25 protein-coding genes are annotated in these 25,735 nt (G+C 44.7%); 21 read left to right on the top strand and 4 right to left on the bottom strand.

Features of this window, described 5'->3' with window-relative positions; genetic code table 11:
• The first annotated feature begins 67 nt into the window (after window positions 1-67).
• The 20 genes from atpF to NSS77_RS02865 all read left to right on the top strand — a co-directional run bounded on the left by atpF (window position 68) and on the right by NSS77_RS02865 (window position 16,799).
• A complete protein-coding gene (gene atpF, locus NSS77_RS02960; RefSeq protein WP_342470313.1) occupies window positions 68-589 on the top strand; it encodes a F0F1 ATP synthase subunit B in 522 nt (173 codons plus the stop codon).
• Complete coding sequence (locus NSS77_RS02955) at window positions 586-1,128, top strand: F0F1 ATP synthase subunit delta (RefSeq protein WP_342470312.1); 543 nt, start codon at window positions 586-588, stop codon at window positions 1,126-1,128. Before atpF ends, NSS77_RS02955 begins: the two co-directional genes overlap by 4 nt.
• A gap of 20 nt (window positions 1,129-1,148) precedes the next feature.
• Window positions 1,149-2,660 carry a F0F1 ATP synthase subunit alpha gene (gene atpA, locus NSS77_RS02950; RefSeq protein WP_342470311.1) on the top strand — a complete coding sequence of 504 codons (1,512 nt, stop codon included), beginning with the start codon at window positions 1,149-1,151 and terminating at the stop codon, window positions 2,658-2,660.
• A 79-nt stretch (window positions 2,661-2,739) separates the two neighbouring features.
• A complete protein-coding gene (gene atpG / locus NSS77_RS02945) occupies window positions 2,740-3,606 on the top strand; it encodes an ATP synthase F1 subunit gamma (protein ID WP_342470310.1) in 867 nt (288 codons plus the stop codon).
• 47 nt (window positions 3,607-3,653) lie between these two features.
• Window positions 3,654-5,069 carry a F0F1 ATP synthase subunit beta gene (gene atpD / locus NSS77_RS02940; RefSeq protein WP_342470309.1) on the top strand — a complete coding sequence of 472 codons (1,416 nt, stop codon included), beginning with the start codon at window positions 3,654-3,656 and terminating at the stop codon, window positions 5,067-5,069.
• Between the two features lie 25 nt (window positions 5,070-5,094).
• Window positions 5,095-5,502 (top strand): F0F1 ATP synthase subunit epsilon, encoded by a 408-nt coding sequence (locus NSS77_RS02935; RefSeq protein ID WP_342470308.1) that lies wholly within the window; start codon window positions 5,095-5,097, stop codon window positions 5,500-5,502.
• A gap of 140 nt (window positions 5,503-5,642) precedes the next feature.
• A complete protein-coding gene (locus NSS77_RS02930; protein ID WP_342470307.1) occupies window positions 5,643-5,906 on the top strand; it encodes a DUF1146 family protein in 264 nt (87 codons plus the stop codon).
• Window positions 5,907-6,310: 404 nt separating this feature from the next.
• Window positions 6,311-7,636 (top strand): UDP-N-acetylglucosamine 1-carboxyvinyltransferase, encoded by a 1,326-nt coding sequence (gene murA, locus NSS77_RS02925; protein ID WP_342470306.1) that lies wholly within the window; start codon window positions 6,311-6,313, stop codon window positions 7,634-7,636.
• Between the two features lie 357 nt (window positions 7,637-7,993).
• Window positions 7,994-8,257, top strand: coding sequence for a hypothetical protein (locus NSS77_RS02920; RefSeq protein ID WP_342470305.1), 264 nt, complete (start codon window positions 7,994-7,996; stop codon window positions 8,255-8,257).
• A 383-nt stretch (window positions 8,258-8,640) separates the two neighbouring features.
• The gene (spoIID, locus tag NSS77_RS02915) at window positions 8,641-9,591 is read left to right on the top strand and encodes a stage II sporulation protein D (protein WP_342470304.1); all 951 of its coding nucleotides are present in this window, start codon (window positions 8,641-8,643) and stop codon (window positions 9,589-9,591) included.
• A gap of 150 nt (window positions 9,592-9,741) precedes the next feature.
• Window positions 9,742-10,410: a M23 family metallopeptidase gene (locus tag NSS77_RS02910; RefSeq protein ID WP_342470303.1), complete on the top strand. Its 669-nt coding sequence runs from the start codon at window positions 9,742-9,744 to the stop codon at window positions 10,408-10,410.
• Window positions 10,411-10,634: 224 nt separating this feature from the next.
• Window positions 10,635-10,892: a sporulation transcriptional regulator SpoIIID gene (locus tag NSS77_RS02905; RefSeq protein WP_016839306.1), complete on the top strand. Its 258-nt coding sequence runs from the start codon at window positions 10,635-10,637 to the stop codon at window positions 10,890-10,892.
• A gap of 500 nt (window positions 10,893-11,392) precedes the next feature.
• A complete protein-coding gene (locus NSS77_RS02900) occupies window positions 11,393-12,391 on the top strand; it encodes a rod shape-determining protein (RefSeq protein WP_342470302.1) in 999 nt (332 codons plus the stop codon).
• Window positions 12,392-12,557: 166 nt separating this feature from the next.
• Window positions 12,558-12,797, top strand: a complete 240-nt coding sequence (locus NSS77_RS02895) for a hypothetical protein (protein ID WP_342470301.1) — start codon at window positions 12,558-12,560, stop codon at window positions 12,795-12,797.
• Window positions 12,731-13,549 (top strand): flagellar hook-basal body protein, encoded by an 819-nt coding sequence (locus NSS77_RS02890; protein WP_342470300.1) that lies wholly within the window; start codon window positions 12,731-12,733, stop codon window positions 13,547-13,549. Before NSS77_RS02895 ends, NSS77_RS02890 begins: the two co-directional genes overlap by 67 nt.
• Before the next feature lie 16 nt (window positions 13,550-13,565).
• Window positions 13,566-14,408 (top strand): flagellar hook-basal body protein, encoded by an 843-nt coding sequence (locus NSS77_RS02885; RefSeq protein ID WP_342470299.1) that lies wholly within the window; start codon window positions 13,566-13,568, stop codon window positions 14,406-14,408.
• Between the two features lie 309 nt (window positions 14,409-14,717).
• On the top strand, window positions 14,718-15,077 hold the full coding sequence (locus NSS77_RS02880) for a DNA-directed RNA polymerase subunit beta (RefSeq protein WP_342470298.1): 360 nt from the start codon (window positions 14,718-14,720) through the stop codon (window positions 15,075-15,077).
• 157 nt (window positions 15,078-15,234) lie between these two features.
• Window positions 15,235-15,678, top strand: a complete 444-nt coding sequence (gene fabZ / locus NSS77_RS02875; RefSeq protein WP_342470297.1) for a 3-hydroxyacyl-ACP dehydratase FabZ — start codon at window positions 15,235-15,237, stop codon at window positions 15,676-15,678.
• 209 nt (window positions 15,679-15,887) lie between these two features.
• A complete protein-coding gene (locus tag NSS77_RS02870; RefSeq protein WP_342470296.1) occupies window positions 15,888-16,286 on the top strand; it encodes a hypothetical protein in 399 nt (132 codons plus the stop codon).
• Window positions 16,287-16,409: 123 nt separating this feature from the next.
• Window positions 16,410-16,799 carry a hypothetical protein gene (locus NSS77_RS02865; protein WP_342470295.1) on the top strand — a complete coding sequence of 130 codons (390 nt, stop codon included), beginning with the start codon at window positions 16,410-16,412 and terminating at the stop codon, window positions 16,797-16,799.
• A 497-nt stretch (window positions 16,800-17,296) separates the two neighbouring features.
• Here the strand turns inward: NSS77_RS02865 and NSS77_RS02860 are convergent, their stop codons facing one another.
• Window positions 17,297-17,722, bottom strand: coding sequence for a YwpF family protein (locus tag NSS77_RS02860; protein ID WP_342470294.1), 426 nt, complete (start codon window positions 17,720-17,722; stop codon window positions 17,297-17,299).
• A 289-nt stretch (window positions 17,723-18,011) separates the two neighbouring features.
• On the opposite strand from NSS77_RS02860, the gene NSS77_RS02855 reads away from it, so the two are divergent.
• Window positions 18,012-18,416: a single-stranded DNA-binding protein gene (locus NSS77_RS02855; RefSeq protein WP_342470292.1), complete on the top strand. Its 405-nt coding sequence runs from the start codon at window positions 18,012-18,014 to the stop codon at window positions 18,414-18,416.
• Window positions 18,417-18,931: 515 nt separating this feature from the next.
• Here NSS77_RS02855 and NSS77_RS02850 read toward each other — a convergent pair.
• The 3 genes from NSS77_RS02850 to NSS77_RS02840 all read right to left on the bottom strand — a co-directional run bounded on the left by NSS77_RS02850 (window position 18,932) and on the right by NSS77_RS02840 (window position 25,681).
• On the bottom strand, window positions 18,932-22,336 hold the full coding sequence (locus NSS77_RS02850; RefSeq protein ID WP_342470291.1) for a hypothetical protein: 3,405 nt from the start codon (window positions 22,334-22,336) through the stop codon (window positions 18,932-18,934).
• 226 nt (window positions 22,337-22,562) lie between these two features.
• Window positions 22,563-25,358, bottom strand: coding sequence for a DEAD/DEAH box helicase (locus NSS77_RS02845; protein WP_342470290.1), 2,796 nt, complete (start codon window positions 25,356-25,358; stop codon window positions 22,563-22,565).
• Window positions 25,355-25,681, bottom strand: a complete 327-nt coding sequence (locus NSS77_RS02840) for a hypothetical protein (RefSeq protein ID WP_342470289.1) — start codon at window positions 25,679-25,681, stop codon at window positions 25,355-25,357. Before NSS77_RS02840 ends, NSS77_RS02845 begins: the two co-directional genes overlap by 4 nt.
• Window positions 25,682-25,735: the final 54 nt, after the last annotated feature.

Below are 25,735 nucleotides of genomic sequence, written 5' to 3'. Positions count from 1 at the left end.
ATTGGAAATGGACTGAAGCAGGGCAAGTAAAAAGGAATTTGAAGCTCTTGAAGGGAGTGAAACAATCGTGAATTTAGAATATTTGGTATTAGGTTCCAGCGTGGAAGCAGTAAACCTTGGAGATATTCTTGCAACGCTCGTAATCTTCCTCGTATTGATGGCATTGTTGAAGAAATTTGCTTGGGGTCCGTTGATGGGCATCATGCAACAACGTGAGGAATTAGTTGCAAGTGAAATTGAAGCGGCTGAAACTGCCCGCAAAGAAGCGACAAAAACTTTGGAAGAGCAAAAAGCCCTTTTAAAAGAAGCTCGCACTGAAGCTCAAAAAATTATTGAAAGCGCTAAGAAACAAGCAGAAGCACAACGTGAAGAAATCGTGGAAGCAGCTCGCCAAGAAGCAACTCGCTTGAAAGAATCAGCTGTTCGTGAAATCGAAACTGAAAAAGAAAAAGCGATCGCTTCATTGCGTGAAGAAGTGGTTTCCCTTTCTGTTCTTGCCGCATCCAAAGTGCTTGAAAAAGAAATTTCTGAAGAAGATAACAGCGCATTAATTAAAGAAACGATTGCTAAGGCAGGCGAAGCGAAATGAGTAATTACACTGTAGCGAAACGCTATGCCGAAGCATTGTTCTCTGTGGCACAAAAACAAAACGTTGTGGATGAAGTGAATCAAGATCTTCAGGAAATCGCGAAAGTGATCAAAGAAAACAAAGATTTCCTCACTGTCTTGACGAATCCGAAATTCTCTTCTGATAGAAAAAAACAAATCGTTTCTGAATTGTTCAATGGAGTCAATCCGGTTTTATTGAATACACTTCAACTTTTGGTTGATAAAAAACGAGTAAATGAATTGATAAACATCGCAGAAGCATTCAAAGCGTTAGCAGCTGACGCTCAAGGCACTGCGGAAGCTACAGTTTACTCAACTCGCGAATTGACGGAAGAAGAGAAAAACAACATCTCCGCTTCCTTTGCGAAACTCGTTGGCAAAGAAACGCTGAACATCACAAACGTAATTGAACCTTCAGTTATCGGTGGCGTTCGTGTTCAAATTGGCAACATCATTTTCGATAACACTGTAGCAAGCAAATTAGAAAATCTCAGACGCACGTTAGTCGTTAATAATTAGAAAAGTGAGAGGTGACATTCATGAGCATCAAGGCTGAAGAAATCAGCGCTCTGTTAAGAAAGCAGATTGAAAACTACCAATCTGAATTGGAAGTTAACGAAGTTGGTACTGTAATCACTGTTGGTGACGGTATCGCACGCGCTCATGGCCTCGACAACTGTATGGCAGGAGAACTAGTTGAGTTCGAAAATGGTGTAATGGGTATGGCTCAAAACCTAGAAGAAGGCAACGTCGGGATCGTTATTCTAGGTAACTACCTTGGCATCAAAGAAGGCGATACAGTTCGTCGCACAGGTCGTATCATGGAAGTTCCAGTCGGCGAAGAATTAATCGGTCGCGTAGTAAACCCACTTGGTATTCCAGTGGATGGAAAAGGACCTATCAATACAACAAAAACTCGTCCAATCGAAAGTCCAGCTTTCGGTGTAATGGCTCGTAAATCCGTACATGAACCATTACAAACTGGTATCAAAGCGATTGACGCATTAGTGCCAATCGGCCGTGGTCAACGTGAGTTAATCATCGGGGACCGTCAAACAGGTAAAACATCCATCGCAATCGACACAATCTTGAACCAAGCTGACCAAAACATGATCTGTATCTATGTTGCAATCGGTCAGAAAGAATCTACAGTTCGTACAGTTGTTGAAACACTTCGTAAACACGGTGCGTTGGATTATTCCATCGTTGTAACAGCATCCGCTTCCCAACCAGCGCCACTATTATACTTGGCACCATATGCTGGGGTTTCAATGGCTGAATACTTCATGTTACAAGGTAAACACGTATTGATCGTGTACGACGATCTTTCTAAACAAGCGGCAGCTTACCGTGAGCTTTCATTGCTATTACGTCGTCCTCCAGGCCGTGAAGCTTATCCAGGTGACGTATTCTACTTGCACAGCCGCTTGCTAGAACGTGCTGCAAAATTGAGCGACGCAATGGGTGCAGGTTCTATCACAGCACTTCCATTCGTTGAAACACAAGCAGGGGATATTTCTGCATATATCCCAACAAACGTTATCTCTATCACAGACGGACAAATTTTCTTGCAATCCGACCTATTCCACTCAGGTGTACGTCCAGCGATTAACGCCGGTCTATCCGTATCCCGTGTAGGTGGTTCCGCGCAAATCAAAGCGATGAAAAAAGTTGCCGGTACACTACGTCTTGACTTGGCTGCATACCGTGAACTTGAAGCATTCGCTCAATTCGGTTCAGACCTTGATAAAGCGACACTTGCGAAACTTGAACGCGGTAAACGTACAGTAGAAGTATTGAAACAAGACTTGAACAAACCAATCAAAGTGGAATATCAAGTTGTAATCATCTACGCTCTAACTCGCGGTTACTTGGATGATATCCCAGTTAAAGATATCCGTCGTTTCGAAAACGAGTTGTACAGCTGGTTAGATGTAAACCACACTCACATTTTAGAGCATATTCGTACTACGAAAGATCTTCCATCAGACGAAGACTTCGCTGCAGCTCTTACTGAATTCAAAAAACAATTCGCTAAATCAGAAGAATGATTCTTTCAGCTTTGCTGAAAGATCTTCTGATGATTAGTAGCACGAATGATGACTAAAATGAAAAGGTGGTGAAATACCAGTGGCAAGAAGTTTGCGCGATATTAAAAACCGAATCAACTCAACGCGTAAAACAGGGCATATCACAAAAGCGATGCAAATGGTGTCCGCTGCGAAACGTTCCAAAGCGGAAGAAAATGCGAAATCTTACGTTCCATATATGGAAAAAGTGCAGGATGTTGTTGCATCCATCGCCAGTGGCGCATCTGATGTCACTCACCCAATGCTTGTCGCACGCCCTGTGAAAAAGACGGGTTATATCATTATCGGTTCTGACCGCGGTTTGGCTGGACCATATAACTCAAACGTGATTCGTGAATTGGCACGTGTAGTCGAAGAACGTCATAAATCCAATGACGAGTTCGTGATTTTTACAATTGGTCGTGTTCCTACAGAGTATTTTAAAAAGCGTGGGTACAATGTAATTGATAGCGTTGTCGGCCTTCCTGACCAACCATCATTCTCCCAAATTAAACAAATCGCTCGTAAAGCTGTTGGTATGTTCGCTGATGGTACATATGATGAACTTTATATGTACTACAACCACTACGTGAGCGTCATTTCACAAGTCGTAACGGAGAAAAAAGTATTGCCGATCACTGATTTGGCACCAGCATCAGAAGGGCTTCAAGCAACTTATGAGTTCGAACCAAGTCCGGAAGCGATTTTGGAGGTTCTATTGCCTCAATATGCTGAAAGCTTGATTTATGGTGCATTGCTCGATGCGAAAGCAAGTGAACATGCTGCGCGTATGACTGCCATGAAAACAGCGACAGATAACGCGAATGAACTTGTTAAAACACTTACACTCGAATACAACCGTGCTCGTCAAGCATCGATCACTCAAGAAATTACAGAAATTGTCAGCGGAGCGGAAGCCATCCAATAGGCTAGCTCCTTGTTACGTATAAATGTACGATAGGAGGGTACACAGGAATGAACAAAGGACATGTTGTTCAGGTAATGGGTCCGGTTGTAGACGTAAAATTCCAAAACGGACAATTACCAAATATCTACGACGCTCTAAAAGTTAACATAAATCGTCCTGGTGAAGAAACTGTTACTTTGACATTAGAAGTAGCGTTACACCTAGGAGACGACACTGTCCGTACAATTGCCATGGCCTCAACTGACGGTCTTCAACGTGGCGCGGAAGTAACTAACACAGGTGCACCTATCTCTGTCCCAGTCGGAGAAGTAACACTTGGACGTGTATTCAACGTTTTAGGTGAACCAATTGATGAAAAAGATGATATCGCAACGGAAGCTCGCCGTGATCCAATTCACCGCGAAGCACCTAAATTTGAAGAACTTTCAACAAAAGTAGAAATCCTTGAAACAGGTATCAAAGTAGTTGACTTATTGGCACCTTATATCAAAGGTGGTAAAGTAGGTCTATTCGGTGGTGCCGGAGTAGGTAAAACCGTATTGATCCAGGAGTTAATCCATAACATCGCACAAGAACACGGTGGTATCTCTGTATTCGCCGGTGTAGGTGAACGTACTCGTGAAGGTAACGACTTGTACCATGAGATGAGCGATTCCGGAGTTATCAGCAAAACTGCCATGGTATTCGGACAAATGAACGAACCACCTGGTGCTCGTATGCGCGTTGCCCTAACTGGTTTGACAATGGCAGAATATTTCCGTGATGAACAAGGACAAGACGTGCTATTGTTCATCGACAACATCTTCCGTTTCACTCAAGCAGGTTCGGAAGTATCAGCCCTACTTGGCCGTATGCCATCAGCCGTTGGTTACCAACCAACACTTGCTACGGAAATGGGTAACTTGCAAGAACGTATCACATCTACAAACAAAGGTTCCATCACGTCAATCCAAGCGATTTACGTACCAGCCGACGACTATACTGACCCGGCTCCGGCTACAACATTCGCTCACTTAGACTCAACAACAAACCTTGAACGTAAATTGTCTGAGATGGGTATTTACCCAGCGGTGGACCCACTAGCTTCCACTTCCCGTGCGTTGGCACCTGAAATCGTGGGTGAAGAACATTATCAAGTGGCTCGCGGCGTACAGCAAACATTGCAACGTTACCGCGAATTGCAAGATATCATCGCCATCTTAGGTATGGATGAATTATCTGAAGAAGATAAGAAAACAGTTGAACGTGCTCGTCGTATTCAATTCTTCTTATCTCAAAACTTCCACGTTGCGGAACAATTCACTGGTCAACCAGGTTCTTATGTTCCTGTTAAAGATACAGTACGCAGCTTTAAAGAAATTCTTGAAGGTAAATATGACCATTTACCAGAAGATGCATTCCGTCTTGTGGGAAGCATTGAAGACGTAATCGAAAAAGCTAAAGCAATGGGCGTAGAGGTATAATGTTACGGACGGAGGAGGAAAAAATATGAAGACAGTTCAAGTCAATATTGTCACTCCGGACGGCCCAGTATACGATTCAGAAATCGCAATGGTCATTGCAAAAACTGTTTCTGGAGATATCGGTATCCTTCCAGGTCATATTCCTTTAGTGGCGCCGCTGCAAATCAGCGCGGTCAAACTAAAGCTTGCAGACGGTTCGCAAAAAGTAGTAGCCGTTAGCGGTGGCTTTATTGAAGTTCGTCCAGACAAAATCTCGATTTTGGCTCCTTCTGCTGAAGTGGCTGAGAACATTGATCTCGCTCGTGCTCAAGCAGCGAAGAAGAGAGCTGAAGAACGTCTTCAAAGCAAGTCCGATGAAATCGACTTCAAACGGGCTGAATTGGCTTTGAAACGTGCGATCAATCGTATCAACGTTTATGAGGGTAGATTTTAATAGATAAGCGGGCAGTATGACTGTCCGCTTTTTCTATAAATGGATATGGAATTATTTTACTTTGAAAGTTGTTGTTTCCCAGATTTTTTTTCCTTATAAAAATTTGGATGTTTCATGATCAAAAAGGAGGAGGCGCGCATATGGGTATGGGTACGAATATTTATCAGACAATGGGCGTTCAGGCGGGCATTGAAATCTTTTCCCACATTCTATTCATCGCCATCGCTTTTTACGCATTGCAATCCGTCCGGTTGGAAGTTGTTTTCAAAAAAGGGAAGACGTTTCAAATTCAGCTCATGTATATCTTGCTGAGCATTGCATTAGGCTACACGGTGTCGGATTTTCTGATCGATTTTACCGGTTTATCCCGACAACTTCCTTACATCTTTTCCAAGTACAATTAGCGCTTATTTCCCGATTCGATGGATCGATAGATTGATAGGTTTTAATCAAAAATTTGTTTCCCTTCGGATGATATATGATTTGTAAGGGCAAATGACAAATTTTGATTCTTTTGTCGTTACAACACATATACCGTGTTATTTCCTGGGCAATCATGTAGAGAAATTTGTTACAGAAATGACAAAAAGCTATGAAAAAGTTAGTAATTTTTGATAATCCGTTAAAATTCACCATATTTCCCTAACGTGCGTAATATATAATTGTAGATATATGTTGAAAAATATTTGAAATTAGTATTTTTAGTCACTTGTAAATTAGAGAATTAAGCATTACTATTGATATGGTTTGTTTTTTAGTGACTAAATGCGTAAGGCATCTTTGGATAATGGATTCGGAGGGACGATTTGTGGAGAAAATGATTGTTACAGGAGGCCGAAGATTACAAGGAAAAGTTAAAATAGAAGGGGCAAAGAATGCTGTATTGCCGATTTTAACTGCTTCATTGTTAGCTTCGAAGAATACAAGTGTAGTAAAAGACGTCCCAAATTTGGCGGATGTTCATACGATAAATGAAGTATTGAAAAGTTTAAATGCCGAAGTACAATATGACGTTGAAAATAATGAGATTCATATAAATGCAGAAAAACCTTTATTAAGTGAAGCACCATTCGATTATGTCAGTAAAATGCGCGCCTCAATTTTGGTGATGGGATCATTGCTTGCCCGAAACGGCTATGCCCGCGTTGCCATGCCGGGCGGTTGCGCAATCGGTTCCCGGCCGATTGAACTGCATTTGAAAGGCTTTGAAGCAATGGGCGCGAAAATTACGACGGGCCATGGATATGTGGAAGCAAGAGTGCAGGACCGTTTAAAAGGGGCAAATATTTATTTGGATTTCCCAAGTGTTGGCGCAACGGAAAATATTATGACCGCTGCCGCATTGGCTGACGGTACGACAGTGATCGAAAATGCGGCAAAAGAACCGGAAATTGTGGACTTGGCCAATTTCATCAATAAAATGGGCGGTCGTGTCATGGGGGCTGGAACTGACACAATCCGCATTGAAGGTGTGAAAGAACTGCACGGTACGATTCATCATGTCATTCCTGACCGGATCGAAGCCGGGACATTTATGGTGGCCGCTGCGATTACCCGTGGTGATGTGTTAATTGAAAATGTGATTCCGGAACATTTGACCGCACTGATTGCCAAAATGCGTGAAATGGGCGTGGAAATCACGGAAGAAGGCAATGGACTTCGGGTACGTGCGAAAGATCCTTTGAAGGCGGTCGATGTGAAAACGATGCCATATCCGGGATTCCCTACAGACATGCAGGCGCAAATGATGGCGTTGATGCTGACGGCTTATGGAACGAGCATCATTACGGAAACGGTATTTGAAAACCGCTTCATGCATGTGGAAGAGTTTCGCCGCATGAATGCGTCATTGAAAATTGAAGGCCGTTCGACGTTTATTGAAGGACCGGTGAAACTGCAAAGTGCGGAAGTGGCTGCAACGGATTTGCGTGCGGCAGCAGCGTTGATTTTGGCTGGATTGGCGACGGATGGAGTAACGCGTGTAACGAAGCTGTATCATTTGGATCGGGGTTACGTGAACTTCGAGAAGAAATTGCGTGCGCTTGGGGCAAATATTGAGCGCGTTTCCGGCGATTCATCGGAAACGGATTCAAAGAAACCGAATGTTGCCACAGGGACTACGCTGAATGTTTAATTTCGGGCATTCTATTTTTCTAATGTACCATATGATGGGCGTGTTTCATTTATTCATAGAGAGATGCTTAGAACGACAAAATCCTGTTCAAGAGGTTTTGTCGTTTTATTTTTTTGGATGATGCAGCCGGATTGAAATGCCGGTTATTTTTTTGAAAATTTTGTCTTTATCCAAATAGATGGGATTGATATATTTAAGTAAAAAGTGTTGGCAGGGATGGAGATGAAAAATAATTTAAAAAGCGGCAAATTTTTGCTTATCTTCGTTCTTGGCGTATTTTGATGGGATGTGAACAGAAAGGGAAGGACTATGAAATCAACGGGTTTCATAGTGAAATAACCGATGAGGGGGAACCACTTGCAAATTATTTGGGAAGTGGAAATTGCGAATCATTCGGAGGAGGATTATTATTTCAAGTTAATGTCTTATATCGAAACGGCACTCCTTTCACAAGCGGAGGCAACCTACTTGCCTCCTGAAAGTTCAACCCATTCCGTGTTCCCCCTTTGGATTGATATAGAAGGGCCGGAAATATCGGAAGAAACGATTGGGGCGTTATTGAACGGCAATCTTCCGCATATATCGGGAGTATTCATCGGAAAAATGGAAAACTTGCAGTAGCTGTGAAGCATAGATGAAATGACTGAAAAACTATGCATTTCTGGTAGGGGGCGGGAAAGATGATAAAGAAAGCCATTATTTACGCAGTTTCGTTTTTTTAGCATTATCGTTTGTGCAGTGGATCATGTCGAAAGAAATTCAATGGGGATTCAATCTCGGATCAAGCTTCATGGCCTTCTTGTTCATGCTGCTTTTCAACTGGGCAAACGTGCCGTACCAATGGAAAAAAGGGGATAAAGGAAACTGATTTGGAAAAGAGCGTCCGAAACTAGCGCAACATTCAGGCGTTTTTTTGATCCCATTTCAAATCAGTCTAAGAATGAATAATAAAAAACTTCCACAAAAAAGATATATTTCCCTTTCTCCAATCATAAGTAATATGTATGAAACGAATAGATCATCACAAAAACCTGGCAATCATGATTTCCATCACATTATTTGTCGCAGCGCTGTTTTTCTTCCCGTTTCTATTCAAAAACTCCGAAAAAACGTTGAAAGAAGCATCGGGGCCGTTGGTGACGACGGAAGATTGCAATATTTTCATCCGCATCTCCGGCCAGAAGGATCCAATTCCACTGGAAGAATATGTGGTCGGGGTCGTGGCGGCGGAAATGCCGGCCAACTTTCATCCGGAAGCCCTGAAAGCCCAGGCCATCGCCGCAAGAACCTACGTGCTGAAATCGACGAACTATGGCCAAACCCCGATCGAGCCGACTGTGCTGAGACAAGTATTTTATGATGAAGATACGAGAAAAGCCAATTGGCAGACCACTTTTGACGAAAACGAGCAAAAAATCAGACAAGCCGTAGAAAGTACGAAAGGAGAAGTGCTGAAATACAACGGCGAACTGATTACGGCCATGTTCCACTCCATGAGCAACGGCAGGACGGAAAGCTCCAAAAATTACAGCGGGGTTGATTTGCCGTATCTTCAATCCGTCGCCAGCGCGGATTTTCAGGCGGAAAACTATGTAACGAAAAAGACGTTGACGTTGGAAGAATGGAATCGTCTATTAAAAGTCAACATGACCTTGGACGAGGTCAAAAAAATCCGTACCAAACTGAACAACACGGGGAGGGTGGAGAAAGTCATATCCGGCAACAAAGAATGGACGGGCCGCGATTTCCGCGATTTGTTGGACTTGCGTTCGACCGATTTTACAATCCAAGTGGCCAATAACAAAATCGAAATTACAACGGAAGGCTACGGACATGGTGTGGGCATGAGCCAATACGGAGCCGATGCGATGGCGAAACAGGGAAGAACCGCCCATGAAATCCTCGCCCATTACTACAAAGACACAACCATTGAAAAAATGATGTGTACGAAATGAGAGCCGCCAAGCGGGAAACGTAACTGAAAGCACCTTACTACACAAATATTACGTCTGGAAAAAATTTATGCAAAAAATAGTGGAAATTTCCAAAAAACTTGTTTAGAAATTCCAAAACTTGTTCATCCTTCATATTGAGGTGATGAACAAATGAGAGAAGATAACAACAAACAAAATAATACTTCTCAAAATCCAAAAACGAACTGGCAACAAAAGCCATGGTTTTGGCCGGCAATATATGGGGGCATTGCAGCAGTACTTATTGTCTTAATTGTGACTTATTCTGTACTCACAAGCAAAGAAGAAAGTGACACGGTGGCTGAACCGACTGTACAGGAAGAGGAATCACCGGTCATTGAAACAAATGCGCGCACTGAAACACTCAAATATCCATTTGATGAAAGCCAGCTGCAAAATGTGAAAGTATTGCAAGATTTCTATGATATCAATGCGGATGCAAAATCTCGCGAAAATGCGCTGCTTGTATTCGATCAAACATTCACAACATCCTCTGGAATTTCCATTTCCATCAACAATGAGCCATTCGAAGTACTGGCTGCAATGAGCGGTGAAGTGAAAGAAGTGAAGCTGGATGCGTTCACTGGAAATAAAATCATCATCGAACACCCTAACGGAATGGAAACACACTACAGCTCTGTAACGGATATCCTTGTGAAAAAAGGGGATTTGGTGGAACAAGGCCAACCAATCGCCACAACAACGGAAAACGATTGGAATCCGACTGCCGGCATCCATCTCCACTTTGAAGTGTTGGAAGATGGAAAACATGTAAATCCAAGAAATTATTTAAACTTCTAACAAATGAAAGCGCAGCCTGGACGGAAACACCCGTCTTTCCAGGCTGCGCTTTTGACTTTCCCGGGAAAAAAAGTTCTGAAAAAGTTGGAACATACATATGGTGAATAAACGTTAAATCGCTGATTGCAAACGTCAATGAAATACATGTATCAGAAAAACGTCGAAATAGATTGTTTATTGTAGGCAAAACTGCACTTCTTATATCCGAGAGAAAGGAAGAGAACGTGCACGAGCACATTCGGCACCGTTGCGTACGACTGGGAAAGCTGCTTGTGGAGACGGGTGAGACGGTTCGGGTCCTTGCGAAAATGACAGGATATTCCAAAAGTACGGTGCACAAAGACTTAACAGAGCGGCTACAATTAGTGAATGAAGAATTGGCAAAAGAAGTGAGAGAAATATTAGCCTACCACAAATCCGTTCGTCATTTGCGGGGGGGCGAGGCGACACGTAGAAAGTGGCAGTCCCAAAAAAAACAATGAAAAGGCATTTGGTTTGACTTTGGCCAGAAGTCAGGCTGAATGCTTTTTCATTTCATCCTGGGGCGGAAGTTGGCCGCAAGACGGATCGGGTGTATATGAAGCGAAAATGTATGCGTTTTCCATCTTATAAAGGATGCGCAGACGCTTTCCACCCCATAAGGGTTGTGTTTATCCAAGATGGATTTGCGGCAACGTCGGGGGCAATTCCGCCTCGTGCGGCTGCATTTTCACAAGGCGGAAACTCCATTCATCCAGTCCGATATTTCCGGTTTTTGGCGCAAAGATTGTGATTTTATTCAGAGAATAATGATTTTATAAAGTCAATATTGACCCGAAGCTAAATTTTGAACAATTTGTAGAAAAACGGTGAAAAACGTCAAATTCCCCCAGAATAAAGCTGTAAATAAGATTTTATTATGATAAAATATTCTAGATAAAATGTATAAATTATGAACGTAGTAATAGAGTCGCAAAATGTTGGAAGGAGAAATTAGATTATCATGTTTTCAAAGGATATAGGGATCGACTTAGGAACTGCTAATGTACTGATTTATGTGAAGGGGAAGGGAATTGTTCTAAACGAACCATCCGTTGTGGCAATCGACAAAAAAACCAACAAAGTGCTGGCGGTTGGTGAAGAAGCTAGAAGAATGGTAGGGCGTACGCCAGGAAATATCGTGGCCATCCGTCCATTGAAAGACGGGGTTATTGCCGATTTCGATTTGACGGAAGCGATGTTAAGACATTTCCTTAATAAACTTGATGTAAAAGGATTCTTCTCAAAACCGCGCATTTTAATTTGCTGCCCGACAAACATCACAAGTGTCGAAAAGAAAGCGATTCGTGAAGCGGCTGAAAAATCAGGCGGTAAAAAAGTGTACTTGGAAGAAGAACCGAAAGTGGCTGCCATCGGTGCAGGCATGGACATTTTCCAACCAAGCGGAAACATGGTGGTCGATATCGGCGGCGGTACGACAGATATCGCGGTGCTTTCCATGGGGGATATTGTGACGAGCGAATCTATCAAAGTGGCGGGAGATACGTTCGACAATGATATTCTTCAATATATTAAGAAGGAATATAAACTGTTGATCGGTGAACGTACGGCGGAAGCCATTAAAATCAACATCGGAACGGTTTTCCCTGGCGGCCGGGATGAATCGATGGAAATCCGCGGACGCGACATGGTGACAGGACTTCCGCGCACCATCACGATCCATTCCGCCGAAATTGAAAAAGCATTGCATGAATCTGTCCAATTGATTGTTCAATCCGCGAAAAATGTATTGGAAAAAACGCCGCCGGAATTATCCGCAGACATCATTGACCGCGGCGTGATTTTGACAGGCGGCGGCGCATTGCTTCACGGCATGGACCAATTGCTCATGCAGGAATTGAAAGTGCCGGTGCTTGTTGCGGATAATCCAATGGACTGCGTGGCCATCGGAACGGGTATCATGCTTGACAACATCGACCGTTCACCTGGTTCAAGATTTTAACTTCCAGCGTTCCAACACGAAATAAGCGAACCCTCGGCTGGAAAAAGAAACAGCCGAATTTCATCCAAAACGACATGAATATGCGGGTAGAAACACAGCAATTCCCAAGTTGCATCCGACCTGAGAAAACTTAGTGATTCTAAGTTTTATCCAAACGATGGGCAAAATGACTTATTCATGGCACCATTGCATCCATTCTATCCGCACATTCCCGGAAATGATGAAGGAAAAGGATCTTGCAAAAATCCGTGGAAAGCGAAAAACGAACTATAATCGATTGGCGACTTCCCACCGATATAAAAAGGAGAGGCATTTTGACCAAATGAAGGGGGAAAGAGCATGTTTAGAGGAATCTATACGGCAGCTTCCGGCATGCTGGCGCAGCAAAGAAAGACGGAAATTTTGACGAACAATATGGCGAATGCGAACACACCGGGGTTCAAAGCGGAGCAGACAACGATCCGCTCATTCCCGGAAATGCTCATGTCCGCCATTGATGATACCAATGTTCCGACGAAAAAAGGATTAAACCTGAACTTGATCCGCCCAATCGGCAATCTTTCAACCGGCATTTACTTGCAAGAAACAATGCCGAACTTTGCGCAAGGCAATGTTTACGAAACGGATTACAATACTGACCTTGCCTTGATGAACGGCAACCTTCCTGCGGGGAGCAGCATCTTTTTCCGTCTGGCCCATCCGGATGGAGGCGAGGCCTATACAAGAAACGGGAACTTTGCTTTGGATGGACAAGGCTATTTGGTGAATGGGGACGGATATTACGTTTTATCCGAAAACGGAGACCGCATCCAGCTCCCAAATGAAGAATTCCAAGTCACTGAAGACGGTGCCGTGTACGTAAACGGACAACAGGTGGCGAGAATCGGGGTGGCTTTTGCCCCAAATGCCAATGACCTGGTGAAACAGGACAATGGATTGTTCCGGACACAGGACGGACAAGCGTTGCCTTCCGCCTTTGCAGAAGGCGATGTCACGTTTTCCATCAGACAGCGGTTCTTGGAAGGTTCCAATGTTGATGCGGCGCAATCGATGACGGAACTTCTGACGGCATACCGCGCCTTCGAAGCAAACCAAAAAGTCGTCCAAGCTTATGACAAAAGCATGGACAAAGCGGTCAATGAAATAGGAAAAGTATAAGGAAGGAGGCGGAAACATGCTACGGACAATGCTGACGGCTACCAACACATTGAATCAAATCCAGCTTCAAATCGACACGATCAGCAACAATATCGCCAACATCGGCACAAACGGGTATAAAGCGAAAGAAGCCCGCTTTTCCGAAATGCTGTATCAGGAATACCACAACACGAGAAAAGATGAGCAGTCACCGAGATTGACACCGCAAGGAATCCGCTACGGTGTCGGTGCGAAAATTTCGCAAATCCAAACAAACAATGCCCAAGGAACGTTGCAGACGACGGACCGCCCATTGGACTTTGCATTCAAAAATGCGCGCCAATATTTTAATATTTTAATGCCGGATGAAAACGGCGACATGAATGTGGTGTATACACGAAAAGGCGATTTTTATGCAACCCCGATGAATAATGGGCAAATGATGCTCGTCAATGCGGACGGCTATGCAGTGGCGGACATCGATGGAAATCCGATCGTGTTCGATGAAGAGGTGAGCAGTTTTTCCCTCGAGAATGGCGGCAGATTGGTCGTCAATTTGGAGGATGGCACGCAGCAAGCCTTTTTGTTGGGTGTCACTGAAATCCATTTGCCACAACTGATGATGAAGATTTCCGACGAATACATAGACGTGCCTGATAACTTGAATGAATTGGGCTACGAATTGAACGATGTTTTGACGGATATGCAGGGAAATGCCCGCCAAAATATCGGCCTTGAAAATTATCAATTGGAATTGTCCAACGTGAATATGGCCAAAGAAATGACCCAGTTGATCCAAGCGCAAAAATCCTATCAATTTAATGCCCGCGCCATCACCATCGCGGACCAAATGTTGGGGTTGATCAACGGAATCCGTTAATGGTCATGATCAGGGAAATCCGTACTTGTGAAACAATGAACGAACCCTTTGTTTCATCCTTCATCCGCGCTTTGACGAATGGTGCAAAGCGCGGAATGAAGCGAGTTCGTTTGATCCCGGGCAACCCCGCAAAGGCGAAACTTTAGATGCGGCTGTTGCGTTTATTTTATCAAGAACGATGACGAATCATGCGAACAGAAGCAAATGCTGGCGGAATTCTGTTGATTCTGACGGCACCTTCATAATCGTGTGAACCCATGGGCAAAATTCGTTTACCAAAAATACTTGAATGAACAGGGAGAACAGACAATGGCAAACGAAATGAAAAGCGGCTCCACTTTGACGGAAAAAAGAACGAAACGGCAAGAGAAGGATCCAAAAGCATCGGGCGTTCTACTTTCAAAGTGGCTGAAGCGGAATAAAAGAGAGAACGAGAAGAATGAGGAAGCTCTGCCAAATGACGACAGTTTTATAAAGAACCTGAAAATTTACCGCACCAGAATGTTTCCCATTTGGCTGCGGATTGTCATTGTGCTCGTGCTGTTGTTGCTCGCAGCCATATTCGGGCTCATGATCGGTTACGGCCTCATTGGTGACGGCAAGCTGATGGATGCGTTAAAATGGGAAACCTATCAGCACATTCTGGACATCATGAACGGAGAAGAATAAAGTATGTTCCGCCATTTTTTGTGGAAAGCTGAATTCATGATGCATGCTGATATTGGAAATGGCGCTTTTTTGGCGTCCGGATGCCTTCAAATTCTGAGAATCATGTTGCTTTGCCGCTTATTTCGTATGCTTGATTTTGATAATGGGGGGAAATGTTATGTTGAATGTTGAACAAATTCAGGCGATTTTACCGCACCGATATCCATTTTTATTAGTAGACCGTATTCTTGAACTGGAAGAAGGGAAACGGGTGGTGGGTATCAAGAATGTTTCCATCAATGAACCTTTCTTCAATGGCCATTTCCCTGGCTATCCGGTCATGCCCGGCGTTTTGATCGTGGAAGCGTTGGCGCAAGTTGGAGGGGTTGCTTTATTAAATTCCGAGCAATTCAAAGGGAGATTGGCATTTTTGACAGGTATTGACAACGCCCGTTTCAAGCGCCAAGTCGTGCCAGGCGATCAATTGAAATTGGAAGTCGAATTTGTCAAATTGCGCGGCTCGATGGGGAAAGGCCATGGCATTGCCACGGTTGACGGCGAACTCGCTGCGGAAGCGGACATTTTATTTGCAATCGGTCCGGAAGCACCAAAAGTAAAATAAACTCCTTCCCGAAATACACACGTCCAAAAGGGTTCCAATCATGAATAGAATGATTGGAACTGTGCACCCTTTTATAATAAGTGTGTTCCCTTAATTTGAAATTCATTAACCAAAGAGATAAAATATAACAGTTGAATTTTTTTAGGTTGTAGGTAGAGAGAAGTATATGCACCCTTGGCTCTTTTAAACATAGGAGGTTTTATTTTAGAATGTATAAACAGCTGTCATCGGGCGTAAAAATCAGTATCACACGATCCATTTCGATCGCATTCGAGCAATACTTGGCAAGCATCGGCTGGGATGAAGACCGTTTTTCAATGGAAGAATTCATGAAGAGATGGCAACAATATTTTTTGGAAAATGCCGCATGGTTTGAAAAAGTGCCACAGGACATATTGCTGAGCCCCGAATTTCATGAAGAAATTGCCCATAAAATTGACGAAGTGATCGCCAAAATTTTGAACGAAAAGCCGACGAAAAAACAAATTGAGACCATCGAGAAAATGCAGAAACAGCTAGGCACGAATTATACGTATGGATGCAAAGCGGAAGCCCATTATGTGGAACAGCTACTGAAAGAACAATTGAAGGAAAAAGAACGCCCATGAACTTTTGAACCGGAAAATGGCAAAAGTTCTAAAATCGATAATGGATAGTTCCCTCTTTTTTCGCACAAATTAAAATCAGTCACTTTGCAGGTGACGATTAGCGAAGAAAGGAGGGGATTTTTTATGAAACCGTTCATCTATGCGTTATTGTTAGGGTCCGCTTTATTAGTGGGCTGTAATGATAACGACGATGAGAACGCAATCAATGAGGTAGGCAATGACGTTGAAGAAGGCGTAGAAGATGTGGGTGAAGGAGTCAAAGAAGGCGTAGAAGATGTGGGTGAAGGAGTCAAAGAAGGTGTCGAAGATGTCGGTGAGGGAGTCAATGATGCCCTTGACAATGACACGATCAATAATGACATCAATGACAATGACAAACGGACAAACCAAGGCCTACGCAATGAAGACGTCATGCCGGATGATAAAGGTGTAACCGGGGATGAACGCGGTAACCAGGAAGATATCGTTGAGGATGCCAAAGACATTCGTGACGCTGATACGAAGGATGAATAATGGTTGCGCATCCAGTTCCCATCTGGGGTAAAGGAAGCCACGAGACAAAGTCCAAAGCCTCTTCTGGTATTTTAGACTCGAGAAATTCAAAAAATCCCCCTTGCCCTTTTCGGAGCTATCAGGTTTGGATAGCTCCATATTTTTTGATTCAACGGTTTTGATTTTGGACAAGCGCCCTTTGTTTGGATGGGGGGAGAAGGGGGAAATGGAGATAAAATTAAAATGGGAACTGGCGAAATGGCACAAAATCAGGTGATATGAGACATAAAATCTGTAAATAAAATAGGCACTGGTGAAATGGACACAAAATCAGGTGATAAGTTCAAAAAATCTGTAGATAAAATGGCCTGTGTCGAAATGGACACAAATTCTGGCGTTATGTTCACAAAAACTGTAGATAAAATATGGCCGTGTCGCTATGTTCATAATATTTATAGAGAAAGACACAAAACCTGTAAATATAACGCCTGCTCCTTGTTGAAATCCGTGATAGAAAATCAGCCATTTTCCCCCTTCAATAATGGACGTTCCCTCATCCCTTTCCGGAACTCACTCAATAATTCTTCCTTTGATAAGTTTTTCTCCAGCAACGTTTGCAACAATTGTTCCGCATATTTTAACCGCACCGTTCGCACATGTCCCTTCATTAAAACCGAAAGCCGATCTCCAATTTCTTCAATCGTTTCCACTTTCACTGTGAAGGGGGCGGGTTCATTGTCAGGGGAAGTGATCGTCACTTGCACATCAAAAGATTCCCGGGTTTCCCACAATCTTTCAAAATGCTTTCGATATGGCTGCTCTGTAAACAACTCCAAAATCCACGTCTTTTCATGATTTTCCTGATTAATGATGATTCCGTCGATCAGGGGGATTTCCACACCATCGTGTTCAAATTGAAAGGAAATCATTTTAAAAGTTTTCAAAGGTTTCCCTCCCATGATAATCGAAATGCCCTCTTTCATCATTATAGCAAAGGAACGCTTTCAAACATCGGGTAAAGAAAAAAATTAAAAAATTGCCAAACTTTTATTTTGGACATTTTTAAAAAATGGGGATAAAAGCAGGCATGATCTAGTTTGAGTTAAATTTTACGAACATTTGTTTCGTTCGGAAAATGAAAGTTTGAGATAGAAAAATGCGGTCATTTCTTGATTTTGGGATTTTGTCAAAAGAAGGGGTTACCGCTATGATTGAGAAAAAGGAGGTGAATGGATGAATCATGTCGGACTAGTCGGGCGATTAACGAAAGATCCAGTTCTTCGGGAATTTGGAGAACATCGTGTGGCTACGAGTTTTGTACTGGCGGTTAATCGCAATTACCGCAATAGCCAGGGCGATGTGGATGCCGATTTCGTCTCCATTACCGCATGGGGAAAGCTGGCGGAACTGATCGTCCAATATTGCGGCAAAGGTTCACTGATCGGAATCAACGGACGATTGCAATCACGCTCCTATTTAACAAAAGCAAATGTAAAAGTATATACAACTGAAGTCGTCGCCGATGATGTCCGATTTTATTCACTCAAGCCACCAAATAAGCAAACGGAAGTTGAAAAGGATTTCGTTCTTCCGGAAACGGAACAAGAATTACCAGTTACGCAAGGGTCTTCAATTTGAAAATCGGCTGAGAGTTTTGAGGATGGTTGCATTTTGCAGGAAAAAGTGGAGGTTAGCAAAGCAAAGGATTCCGGGTAACACATAGTGGCAGGTTTTCTTTTACAATGGAAGGTTTTGTTGATTTTGTTGGAGCGAAAGGCAAAAAAATTGTTGGGAATGGAAAATGAATGGGAATGGCCTAAAATTGTTTTGGAGTTTGAAGGGGAGTACAAATAAAGAAAATGGGGGGTGAGAAAAACACTGCTGGTTTGTGACCGCCCAGCAGTGAAGGGATACATGGTAATGCATAATGGATCATGATTACAATTGAATATGATAACTGGATAAAGGTAAAGTGAGGCTACATACGAATAAACGAGGAAATCAGAACACACCTATCTAACTTCCTCCTATGGTTAGTTGTCAGACTGTCTAAGAAAGGATGACTTTCTGGGCAGTCTTTTTTGTGTGTATTTGGTTTTGGCGTGGATAGGTTCAGCTTTGGGGTCCGTCTTTTCCTTTGGTGCGGATAGATTTTATATTAGTGTGAATAGGGCTACATTTGGAGCGGATGGTACCTTCTTTAGTGCGAATAGGGTTCCGATTGGTGCGGATGGTTCATTCTTTAGTGCGCATACGACTCCGATTGGTGCGGATGGTTTATTCTTTAGTGTGAATAGGGCTTCATTTGGAGCGGATGGTTCATTCTTTAGTGTGAATAGGGTTCCGATTGGTGCGGATGGTTTATTCTTTAGTGCGAATAGGGCTACATTTGGAGCGGATGGTACCTTCTTTAGTGCGAATAGGGTTCCGATTGGTGTGCATGGTTCATTCTTTAGTGCGCATACGACTCCGATTGGTGCGGATGGTTCATTCTTTAGTGTGAATAGGGCTTCATTTGGAGCGGATGGTACCTTCTTTAGTGCGAATAGGGCTTCATTTGGAGCGGATGGTACCTTCTTTAGTGCGAATAGGGTTCCGATTGGTGTGCATGGTTCATTCTTTAGTGCGCATACGACTCCGATTTGTGCGGATAGATCTGCCTTTAGTGCGAATAGGGCTACATTTGGAGCGGATGGTACCTTCTTTAGTGCGAATAGGGTTCCGATTGGTGCGGATGGTTTATTCTTTAGTGCGAATAGGGCTTCATTTGGAGCGGATGGTACCTTCTTTAGTGCGAATAGGGTTCCGATTGGTGCGGATGGTTCATTCTTTAGTGCGCATACGACTCCGATTGGTGCGGATAGATTTGCCTTTAGTGTGAATAGGGTTCCGATTGGTGCGGATGGTTTATTCTTTAGTGCGAATAGGGTTCCGATTGGTGCGGATGGTTTATTCTTTAGTGTGAATAGGGTTCCGATTGGTGCGGATAGATTTGCCTTTAGTGTGAATAGGGCTACATTTGGAGCGGATGGTACCTTCTTTAGTGCGAATAGGGCTCCGATTGGTGCGGATGGTACCTTCTTTAGTGCGAATAGGGCTCCGATTGGTGCGGATAGATTTGCCTTTAGTGCGCATACGACTCCGATTGGTGCGGATGGTTTATTCTTTAGTGCGCATACGACTCCGATTAGTGCGGATAGATTTGCCTTTAGTGCGAATAGGGCTCCGATTGGTGCGGATGGTACCTTCTTTAGTGCGAATACGACTCCGATTGGTGCGGATAGATTTGCCTTTAGTGCGAATAGGGCTTCATTTGGAGCGGATGGTTCATTCTTTAGTGTGAATAGGGTTCCGATTGGTGCGGATAGATCAGCCTTTAGTGTGAATAGGGCTTTATTTGGAGCGGATGGTACCTTCTTTAGTGCGAATAGGGATCCGATTGGTGCGGATAGATCTGCCTTTAGTGTGAATAGGACTTCATTTGGAGCGGATGGTACCTTCTTTAGTGCGAATAGGGTTCCGATTGGTGTGCATGGTTCATTCTTTAGTGCGCATACGACTCCGATTGGTGCGGATAGATTTGCCTTTAGTGCGCATACGACTCCGATTGGTGCGGATAGATTTGCCTTTAGTGCGCATACGACTCCGATTTGTGCGGATAGATCTGCCTTTAGTGCGAATAGGGCTTCATTTGGAGCGGATGGTACCTTCTTTAGTGCGAATAGGGTTCCAATTGGTGTGCATAGTTCATTCTTTAGTGCGCATACGACTCCGATTGGTGCGGATAGATTTGCCTTTAGTGTGAATAGGGCTCCGATTGGTGTGGATGGTTTATTCTTTAGTGCGAGTAGGGCTTCATTTGGAGCGGATGGTACCTTCTTTAGTGCGAATAGGGCTCCGATTGGTGCGGATGGTTTATTCTTTAGTGCGAATAGGGCTTCATTTGGAGCGGATGGTTCATTCTTTAGTGTGAATAGGGTTCCGATTGGTGCGGATGGTTCATTCTTTAGTGCGAATAGGGATCCGATTGGTGTGGATAGATTTGCCTTTAGTGTGAATAGGGCTTCATTTGGAGCGGATGGTACCTTCTTTAGTGCGAATAGGGATCCGATTGGTGTGGATAGATTTGCCTTTAGTGCGAATAGGGCTCCGATTGGTGCGGATGGTTTATTCTTTAGTGCGAATAGGGCTTCATTTGGAGCGGATGGTTCATTCTTTAGTGTGAATAGGGTTCCGATTGGTGCGGATGGTTCATTCTTTAGTGCGCATACGACTCCGATTGGTGCGGATAGATTTGCCTTTAGTGCGAATAGGACTTCATTTGGAGTGGATGGTACCTTCTTTAGTGCGAATAGGGTTCCAATTGGTATGGATGGTTCATTCTTTAGTGCGCATACGACTCCGATTGGTGCGGATAGATTTGCCTTTAGTGTGAATAGGGCTCCGATTGGTGCGGATGGTTTATTCTTTAGTGCGAATAGGGCTTCATTTGGAGCGGATGGTTCATTCTTTAGTGTGAATAGGGTTCCGATTGGTGCGGATGGTTTATTCTTTAGTGCGAATAGGGTTCCGATTGGTGCGGATGGTTCATTCTTTAGTGCGCATACGACTCCGATTGGTGCGGATAGATTTGCCTTTAGTGCGCATACGACTCCGATTGGTGCGGATAGATTTGCCTTTAGTGCGCATACGACTCCGATTGGTGCGGATAGATCTGCCTTTAGTGTGAATAGGGCTACATTTGGAGCGGATGGTACCTTCTTTAGTGCGAATAGGGTTCCAATTGGTGTGCATGGTTCATTCTTTAGTGCGCATACGACTCCGATTGGTGCGGATAGATCTGCCTTTAGTGTGAATAGGGCTTCATTTGGAGCGGATGGTACCTTCTTTAGTGCGAATAGGGTTCCAATTGGTGTGCATGGTTCATTCTTTAGTGCGCATACGACTCCGATTGGTGCGGATAGATTTGCCTTTAGTGTGAATAGGGCTCCGATTGGTGCGGATGGTTTATTCTTTAGTGCGAATAGGGTTCCGATTGGTGTGCATGGTTCATTCTTTAGTGCGCATACAGTTTCATTTTGTGCAGGTGACATTCCCACTTGCTCGGATAATCTTTCATCTTGCTCGGATGGTTCCATCACTTGCTCGGATGACGCCCTCTCTTGCTCGGATGGTTCCATCACTTGCTCGGATGGCTCCACCTCTTGCTCGGATGGTTCCATCACTTGTTCGGATAAGCCCTTATCTTGCTCGGATAACGCCCTCTCTTGCTCGGATAATCCTTTCTCTTGCTCGGATGGTTCCATCACTTGCTCGGATGGTTCCATCACTTGCTCGGATGACGCCCTCTCTTGCTCGGATGGTTCCATCACTTGCTCGGATAAGCCCTTATCTTGCTCGGATAACGCCCTCTCTTGCTCGGATAATCCCTCATCTTGCTCGGATAACTCCACCACTTGCTCGGATGGCTGCTCCACTTGCTCGGATAACTCCTTCTCTTGCTCGGATGACGCCCTCTCTTGCTCGGATACACTCCCAACTTGCTTAGATAGCGCCACTCCTTACGCGGATGAATCCCACACTTATCACTAACCTGCGCGTTTACGAACAACTCGATCAGATAAATCATGGATCCCCAGCTTATATCAAAAAACCCACTGCACAAAAAATGCCCGGCACTTCAAAGTCCAGTGAACTCCAAAGTGCCAAGCATCTCATACCAGCGATTTCATGTAACCCCAGCAAAATCGCTATATCCACATACATCCAGAAAAACCCTCACCATCATCCCTGCTGCACACTTGAAGGCAATTGAAGCAATTCCATCAACTGCGCTTCATCCAGCTCCGTCAGCCAGTTGCTTGCCTGAATCAATTCTTCCGACAAGGCGGACTTCATCTCCAGCATTTGGTCCACTTTCTCCTCAATCGTGCCGATGGTGATAAACTTATGCACCTGCACAAACTGCTTCTGCCCAATGCGGTACGCCCGGTCCGTCGCCTGATTTTCCACAGCCGGATTCCACCAGCGATCCGCATGCAGCACGTGGCTTGCGGCCGTCAAATTCAATCCGGTTCCTCCCGCCTTCAGCGACAACAAGAACACGGGGAATTCCCCAGCTTGAAAGGCCTCCACCAAGGCATCCCGCTGCTCCTTGCGCATGCTACCGGTCAAAAACGGCACGTCCCAGCCGTACAGTTCAAAGAAACAATGCTGCAATAATTGCCCCATCCCAATATACTGGGTGAAAATCAAACATTGCTCGCCGCCATCGACAATTTCCTTCGCCAGCTCCACAATCCGCTTCAACTTCACCGAACGGGAAAGCATCCTTTCTGCATCCCCAAACGGCTCCTTCAAATACAGCGCCGGATGATTGCACAATTGCTTCAACTTGCTCAGCATCTGCAAAATCCGTCCTTTGCGTTCAAAAGGGGACAGTTTCTCCAAATCCGCCAAACTGTCCTGGATATATCCCTCATACAGCGCGGCCTGTTCTTCCGTCAACGGGCAGAACTCCTTCGTTTCCTGCTTATCCGGCAAATTCAGCATCAAATCCGGATCATTTTTCGTTCGCCGCAGCAAGAACGGCCGGATTTTCGCCCGCAGCAGCTGCTTGTGCCGTTCCGAATCATCCCGTTCAATCGGCACAATGAATTCCTCTTGGAACTTCTTGTAACTTCCCAAATAGCCCCGGTGGATAAAATCAAAAATCGCCCACAGTTCCGCCAACCGGTTCTCAATCGGCGTGCCCGTCAACGCAATATGATGGTCGCCTTGCAAACGGCGGACGGCCTTCGATTGCTGGGTCTGCATATTTTTAATATTTTGCGCTTCATCCAGCGTCACCACCGCCCAATCGACGGCCTCCAAAAACGCCACATCCTGCGAAATCGTGCCATAGGTGGACAACACCACTTGCGGCGCTTCCGTTACCAAAAACTGATGAAAGGCTTCATCCTTCAAACGCCCCGAAGCATAGTGGGTATGCACCTTCAAAGATGGGGCAAAGCGTTCCAATTCCTTCTGCCAGTTGCCCAAAACGGAAGTCGGGCAAACGATGAGCGACGGTTTCTTCTCTTGCCAAAATTCATACACATACAGCAAATAACTGATCAACTGCACCGTTTTCCCAAGCCCCATATCATCGGCCAAAATGGCGCCAAACTGCTGCGTGCGCATAAACGCAAGCCACTCATAGCCCTGTTGCTGATAAGGCCGCAATGTCGCCTTCAAAGACGCGGGCACTTTCACAGGAGGCAGACCTTGCTTTTCCTGCAGTTGATTCACATACGCCTGCAACGAACGCTGCATCTCAAAGGCAAAGAGCGGGTCGTCCCGGTCTTCATCCTCTTCATCCCATTCCGGATTCAACAGCTCCTCTGGCATCTCGCGGAACACCAATTCCTTCACGGTCCAGTTTTCTTTTTCCGCCTTGTCCATCAACGCCCGCACTTTCGCCATCCAATCGCTGTCCAAGCGGAACCATTCATCGCCGATCCGCACAAACTCCCGCTTTTCCTCCACGATTTTACGGAACTCTTCGGGACTGATTTTTTCGCCGCCGATGGAAAGCTCCCAGCGGAAGGATAAAATGTCATCCAGCCCGGCCATGGACTTTTTCGGAACGTTTTGTGCACTGACGCGGACCCGCATTTTCGTCCTTTTCAATTCTTTCAGCCAGGCAGGAAGAATCACTTCAAATCCAAGTGCCGTCAACTTGGCAAAGCCGTTCCGGATTAAGGTGCGCACCTCGGCATCGCCCAACGGAATATACAAAAACGACTCATCCGAAACCACGTCCAATCCAAGCAGCTGCACCATTTGCTTCTGCGTTCGCGCGATTTCATCCGCAAACTCTTTCCATTTATCAGGAAGCGCCTCCCGGATTGGGAGATGGCGCTTCCTTGCAGCAGGCGTCCAATGTTTGGCGGATGCCGAAGATAAAATCACCGTTTCCAGCACCCAGTCATCCGAAGAATCTTCAGGTTCATTCAAACGGAGGGCGACTGTCAAATGGCCGATGGAACGGTCCTGCTGAAGCGGCCAACCGCCTTCTTTGAAGAAAGGCAGCAAGGAAGGCACATCGGAAAGGGGCAAGCCGTTTTGCCCCAATTTTTGATAAAGGGCGGTTGTCAGCAGCTCCTTCCGCAACGGGTCGCCTTCCAAATGCACTAAAAGAGACGGCCCCGTTTCATCCTCGGACACTTCCGCCACATCCCATAAGGAAGGGCTGTTCCACAATGGCTGTACGGCATATAGATTTTCAAGCAACATTGCATCCTCAGCCCTTGCCCCTTCAAACTTTGCAAAAGGATGCTTCCACTCGGGGGACAAAGCTTCCATCAATTCGACCGCCGAAACGATCAGCGCATCCCCGTCCATCTCGGCATGCAATCCGTAAAAATTCGGTTCATACCGGAAAAAGAAAACCGATGCGAATTTTTCGGCGGTAATGGCTTTTCCGTTTTCAAAAGCCCGGACGGCATACAATCCCTGTTTCAACGGCTCGAAGGTCAATTGATAAACATTGGCAAAAGGATTGACGTTCAACGCATGTTTAACTTGCAACTCTTTCATAGAAATTTCCTTTCTCCAGCTCGGCATTCCAAAGTCTCATCTTGATAATTTCTTTTCTCAAATCCGGCATCCCGGTGCTTCATCCGAATATTTCCTTCACCCTGGCATCCCGGTGCTTCATCCCGAAAATATTCTATCTCCACCCCGGCATCCCGGTGCTTCATCCGAATATTTCCTTCACCCCGGCATCCCGGTGCTTCATCCCGAAAATATTCTATCTCCAACCCGGCATCCGGTGTCTCATCCGAATAATTTCCTAACCCGGCATCCGTTGTCTCATTCCAATAATATTCTTTCTCCAACACGGTATCCCGGCGCCTCATTCCGATAATATCCTTTCTTCAACCCGGCATTCCGGTGCCTTATCCAAATATTTC

Source organism: Ureibacillus sp. FSL K6-3587, assembly GCF_038593165.1.
Classification (GTDB): Bacteria; Bacillota; Bacilli; order Bacillales_A; family Planococcaceae; genus Ureibacillus; species Ureibacillus suwonensis.
This window is presented reverse-complemented; position numbering and strand designations above follow the sequence as displayed.

Bases quoted from the DNA above. Each gene is read 5' to 3' on its own strand.
- NSS77_RS02880 (WP_342470298.1), top strand. From the start codon at position 14,718: ATGGCAAACGAAATGAAAAGCGGCTCCACTTTGACGGAAAAAAGAACG.
- NSS77_RS02855 (WP_342470292.1), top strand. From the start codon at position 18,012: ATGAATCATGTCGGACTAGTCGGGCGATTAACGAAAGATCCAGTTCTT.
- NSS77_RS02895 (WP_342470301.1), top strand. From the start codon at position 12,558: ATGACTTATTCATGGCACCATTGCATCCATTCTATCCGCACATTCCCG.
- NSS77_RS02845 (WP_342470290.1), bottom strand. From the start codon at position 25,358: ATGAAAGAGTTGCAAGTTAAACATGCGTTGAACGTCAATCCTTTTGCC.
- NSS77_RS02900 (WP_342470302.1), top strand. From the start codon at position 11,393: ATGTTTTCAAAGGATATAGGGATCGACTTAGGAACTGCTAATGTACTG.
- atpA (WP_342470311.1), top strand. From the start codon at position 1,149: ATGAGCATCAAGGCTGAAGAAATCAGCGCTCTGTTAAGAAAGCAGATT.
- NSS77_RS02870 (WP_342470296.1), top strand. From the start codon at position 15,888: ATGTATAAACAGCTGTCATCGGGCGTAAAAATCAGTATCACACGATCC.
- NSS77_RS02910 (WP_342470303.1), top strand. From the start codon at position 9,742: ATGAGAGAAGATAACAACAAACAAAATAATACTTCTCAAAATCCAAAA.
- NSS77_RS02890 (WP_342470300.1), top strand. From the start codon at position 12,731: ATGTTTAGAGGAATCTATACGGCAGCTTCCGGCATGCTGGCGCAGCAA.
- NSS77_RS02840 (WP_342470289.1), bottom strand. From the start codon at position 25,681: ATGAGGCGCCGGGATACCGTGTTGGAGAAAGAATATTATTGGAATGAG.
- NSS77_RS02955 (WP_342470312.1), top strand. From the start codon at position 586: ATGAGTAATTACACTGTAGCGAAACGCTATGCCGAAGCATTGTTCTCT.
- spoIID (WP_342470304.1), top strand. From the start codon at position 8,641: ATGAAACGAATAGATCATCACAAAAACCTGGCAATCATGATTTCCATC.
- atpD (WP_342470309.1), top strand. From the start codon at position 3,654: ATGAACAAAGGACATGTTGTTCAGGTAATGGGTCCGGTTGTAGACGTA.
- fabZ (WP_342470297.1), top strand. From the start codon at position 15,235: ATGTTGAATGTTGAACAAATTCAGGCGATTTTACCGCACCGATATCCA.
- NSS77_RS02935 (WP_342470308.1), top strand. From the start codon at position 5,095: ATGAAGACAGTTCAAGTCAATATTGTCACTCCGGACGGCCCAGTATAC.
- NSS77_RS02885 (WP_342470299.1), top strand. From the start codon at position 13,566: ATGCTACGGACAATGCTGACGGCTACCAACACATTGAATCAAATCCAG.
- NSS77_RS02865 (WP_342470295.1), top strand. From the start codon at position 16,410: ATGAAACCGTTCATCTATGCGTTATTGTTAGGGTCCGCTTTATTAGTG.
- NSS77_RS02930 (WP_342470307.1), top strand. From the start codon at position 5,643: ATGGGTATGGGTACGAATATTTATCAGACAATGGGCGTTCAGGCGGGC.